The organism is Shewanella sp. 6_MG-2023 (assembly GCF_030547195.1).
Taxonomy (GTDB): domain Bacteria; phylum Pseudomonadota; class Gammaproteobacteria; order Enterobacterales; family Shewanellaceae; genus Shewanella.
The window spans coordinates 1-4360 of record NZ_JAUOQU010000058.1; the positions used below are offsets into that span (position 1 = coordinate 1).

At 37.1% G+C, this 4360-nt stretch carries 3 protein-coding genes and 1 pseudogene; 1 reads left to right on the top strand and 3 read right to left on the bottom strand.

The features are described from left to right. From Q4533_RS19410 to Q4533_RS19420, 3 genes and pseudogenes are all read right to left on the bottom strand, one after another. Positions 1–76, bottom strand: a pseudogene (locus tag Q4533_RS19410) (transposase); the annotation flags it as partial. Positions 77–389: 313 nt separating this feature from the next. Further along, positions 390–1049 carry a LuxR C-terminal-related transcriptional regulator gene (locus Q4533_RS19415; protein WP_157936271.1) on the bottom strand — a complete coding sequence of 220 codons (660 nt, stop codon included), beginning with the start codon at positions 1047–1049 and terminating at the stop codon, positions 390–392. A gap of 13 nt (positions 1050–1062) precedes the next feature. Beyond that, positions 1063–1683 carry a hypothetical protein gene (locus Q4533_RS19420; protein WP_102477231.1) on the bottom strand — a complete coding sequence of 207 codons (621 nt, stop codon included), beginning with the start codon at positions 1681–1683 and terminating at the stop codon, positions 1063–1065. 436 nt (positions 1684–2119) lie between these two features. Between Q4533_RS19420 and Q4533_RS19425 the strand changes: the two genes are divergently transcribed. After that, positions 2120–4192, top strand: coding sequence for a cytochrome c3 family protein (locus Q4533_RS19425; RefSeq protein ID WP_303503873.1), 2073 nt, complete (start codon positions 2120–2122; stop codon positions 4190–4192). Positions 4193–4360 lie beyond the last annotated feature (168 nt).

A 4360-nucleotide genomic window follows, 5' to 3' on the forward strand; every position in this document is an offset into this window, starting at 1 on the left:
TACGTACCACACGCGAACAACAGTGGTAGTAAGGCGTATCTTCTAAACTCACGAGTGTTTTTCTAGGTCTGGCCATCATTAATTACCGAAAATTAAGTAATAACTAAAGCCTAGTAGAGTGTTTAACATTTAGCCAACTAGAATGGGTGGCCATGTTATTCGCCAATATTGTTAAAAACAACTCCCATTAAACTAACGAATGAATACCAGTATTTTAGGAACAGGTTATTTATACCCATCAAAACAATCAATATATTCTACATAATGATTAACGCTTCGGAGTTTAATTCTAGAATAGACAGCACTTTTCAATCAAGTTAGATTAATATGTTAAGAACATTACGATTGACAATTAAATTATAGACAAGCTAGAAATGAGTTTGTGAATATTAAATCAACCTTAATTTATACGCTAAGTGAACCAACTGTGAGTTTGTTTTTACCTTTAGTTTCTTTTTAATACTGGCGAGTCGATAGTCGACACCGCGCTCTGTTAAAAAGCATTGTTGAGCAATATCAGAGCGAGAACCTCCTTTAGAAACTATCTCAATAGCTTTAATCTCATTTTCACTGATGAGCCTGTAATCCAATAATGGATTAAGGTGAATCGGTAAATCATCTAAGCAATAGTGCTGGTAGTCGGTAAAAATCTTCTGAATACGTTGAATTCGCTGATTGTCATACTCAACATCTTCATCTAAAAACAAGTAAAACCTTCCAACATAATGTTCACTAATCAAGCATGGAATGGCAAATGTCCTTTTGCCTTTATAGCCATATTTTTCCATCACATTTAAAGGGGAAGCAGCAGAACGATGCCAATCTTCGTAGTCCCAATGATGATATTCCTTTAGCAAAGATAAATCAGTATTGTAGTCTAATTTAGCCCATTTACTCCTAGATGAGATACTATAATTTATCGCATTTTCAGAACTATACATAAGCCTAGTTCTTTTAGCTAAAAGGTTTTTTTTATTAATTGAAAATGAGGATTTTTCACTGAGGTCAACATTGAATATCATATCTGAAATCTCTAAATCCTTTGCCATTGAGGCAAGCTCTTTACAGTTTATCATGTTGTCCTATAACCCCTATCTGATTAGCCTTAAAGATAAGTTGAGGAATGTTTGTCGCATGAAGCAATGACTTGCCTGTATCTAGATGATAATCAACCCCTCTTTCACTAAGACTCAACATGTCAGATACTTCTTTTCGTGTCATTCCCATCGACATTGCGTTAATAATGGAATGTAATTTTTTGCTAATACCATAGTTTTTAGCGACTTCGCTTACGATAGTCGTTTCGTACTTTTTATAGATATTTAATACAGAGACTTTTATCGAACGAATATTACATTCAATTTCTCTAAGTTCAATTTCATTATTTACAATAAATACTACACTAGCATTGGTCTGGCTAAATGGGCTCATACTAATTACGACTTTACTGTAAAAACTATCATCATCTCTCCATATAACAACATCTTTACCGTTATGTTTTTTTTGCTGGGCAAATAAAGACTCACATAAAAATGTGCTCGAACCCTCATCACAATTAGTCACAACCAAATCTAATCTTTTATTTACACATTGAATATCATCTTTACCTAGTTGCTCAAAACATATAATCCACTTAGGAGTAATTTTAAAGCAAGAAAACAAACCTTCATCGGTTTCGACCATAGCGGTTCTTTTGTTTTTTATTATTATGCTCATCTCAATTCATCATAATTAATATTGATTTCAATTATTATATCTACACAATTAGGCAATACAATTCTCTTAGGTTGTATGTGTGTGTAGAGTCACAACGAACATAATTGCTTTGATCAGCACAGTTTTTCAACAAAATTAACTCATCTACTGTGACTTATCATATTGGCAATCGACTCAACACAAGGTAGGGAGTAAAAATAAAAAACATACCCACAACAATAGCTCCAACTATTTTTACATAAGGGCATTTAAATTAAAATAATCAGATTTATTATCAATGTGATAATAATCTATATTTATAATGTTCTGTGAATTCTCATAAGAGACCTTATCTACACCTTAATTAATATTGAGCTTGTTCCTGGAGAATGAATATTAAATAAGATAATTAAAAAGGTTATTTATGATGAACAAGAACCTGAAATATGGAAACTTGAAAAAAACAACGTTTGCTATGATGTTGCTACCTTTAATGACGGCTTGTGGTGGATCTGATTCAAATGATGCCCCTCCACCGGTCTCAGAAATTCCTGAAGTTGAATTACCTGACGAAATACGCAATCACTTTGATCTTATCGTTGATACTGAAACAGCCGTTGACGGTACTATCGAAGTTTATTTAGGTCGTTGGTTCCCTTGCATGAAAGGGCACGAAGATATGTGCTCAAGTGACATGCCGGAAGATTTTGAAGTTCCCGATGCTGGCTTTAAGAATGGCGAAGCCTTCGCTACAGCATCGAAATATAACATGCGGACCAGAGACGACAGCAAATACTACATGGAAGTTCAGCTAAGCGATCTACGAGCTTGGCAAGAGCAAGCTGTTCGTGATGATATTTTCATGCCTGGTAACTACTCAGCTTTAGACTTGATGATGTACATCTCATCGATAAGAGATGATTTTGAAGTCAAGTTAGGCGGCTTTAATGAAGCACGTCAAAGCTATGACTTTACCGTGTCATTTGATGCCGATGGCGACGGTACATTTGACAACGCACCTGCCACACATTATTCCCACTGGGGTGATTACCAAGATAGTGATAGTTGGGGAGTCACTTTGTCACACGGTGGTGGTGACATGCTAAATGATTTTAACGGATATTTAGAAACTGTGTATGACCGCCTTGATGAAACCCTTGTGCGTGATGGGTCTCAGATCCGTATACAACCAGTGAGTGAAGCCTATCGTGATCGTGTGTGGCAAACCCATATTGATGAAGTCAACTTTAAAGCTAGTAACGGTGGCAAGGTAATTTTAAAAGAAATTACCCTAGATATGGAGGATACTGACGGTTATGGTGATGAATTCATTAAAACCATTGCTCAAGATGTTGAAGTAAAAGCTTACAACTTACGCCCTGATATTTATCGCCCTGGCGTCATCACCAGCCTTGATATGGTTATCTCTGCAAACGAAACAGCAAAAGAAGCCGGTTCTGCTGAATTTGGTTTTACCTTCTGGCCAACACTTTCTACAGGTTCTAAACTTGGCAGTTATGTGATGAATCAAATCAGCCACCCTGAAGTTGGTCCTTCAAATAAACTTCGTGCTGAAGGCTTAGACGGCTGGAACTACGCTGCGGGTATGAATGAATACACATTAGATATCATTGTTACTCAGGGCTCATGGCCAACTGCACAGGACTTCTTAGACCCTGAAATTGCAGCAGAATTTGAACTTGACCGTGAGTGTTCATGGCTACGTGAAAGCGATGGCTCAATCACTGAAATTAAAGCTAAAGAATGTATCGACCATTGGTATGGTACTTTCGGCGGAAATAAACTTCACGTAGCAATGGATAATATGGTTCGTAACCATGGTATGGAGTACATCTATTTTTCATGGGTGAAAAAGATGTTCCTAGTTTACAACGTATCAGAAGTAAACTCAGTTAATGAAGCACGCCTAATGGGTGATACTTATCGGTTCCCAGCTCAAGTAGAGAAAGCTGAGAAAATTGCAGACATAAGTAAAGCAATTGCGCCACTGACTGAAGAACATTTTGGTTGGAATATTGCTGACTGTCAGCTATGTCACTCTAAGGATGACATTCATAAAAGCAAAGCAGTTGATACATTAGAGCGTGATGAGCCTTATTTCTGTGCATCGTGTCACGGTGGTAATGGTGCACCTGAAGCGCATGGCGAAACAGCGCGTTGTTTCTGGTGTCACTCAGAAGATAAAGCAATGCAGAACCATGGTGAGGCATCTCAATGGATGGCTTTCAGTGACGTAGAGTGTAGTGGCTTCCCTCAACATATGGGACCAAACGCACCTAGCGAACTATTTGGCCCAGGTTCATGTGCAGATCAGGTTGATAAACCGAATGTAGTGAAACAGAATTGGGATGGTTCAAAATATAATGATTTACCTGCGGGTAGACAACAAAGCTTTGGTAACAGTGACTGGTACAATACTGAGTCATTCCCTGACCCATATAGCTGTGTAACTTGTCATGTAACACCTAAGAAGTAACATGTTTAAGGCCTCGATTATTATTAATCGAGGCCTATTTTATTATAGCAATTACAAAGCCACCCATTATTTAGAAGTTATAACATCGTTTAATTACAAAGCCACCCATTATTTAGAAGTTATAACATAACGCCATTCGTTTTAAGTTGCTAACACTTACATCCATTA

Coding starts and splice junctions, on each gene's coding strand:
- Q4533_RS19415 (WP_157936271.1), bottom strand. CDS start 1,049: ATGGCAAAGGATTTAGAGATTTCAGATATGATATTCAATGTTGACCTC.
- Q4533_RS19420 (WP_102477231.1), bottom strand. CDS start 1,683: ATGGTCGAAACCGATGAAGGTTTGTTTTCTTGCTTTAAAATTACTCCT.
- Q4533_RS19425 (WP_303503873.1), top strand. CDS start 2,120: ATGATGAACAAGAACCTGAAATATGGAAACTTGAAAAAAACAACGTTT.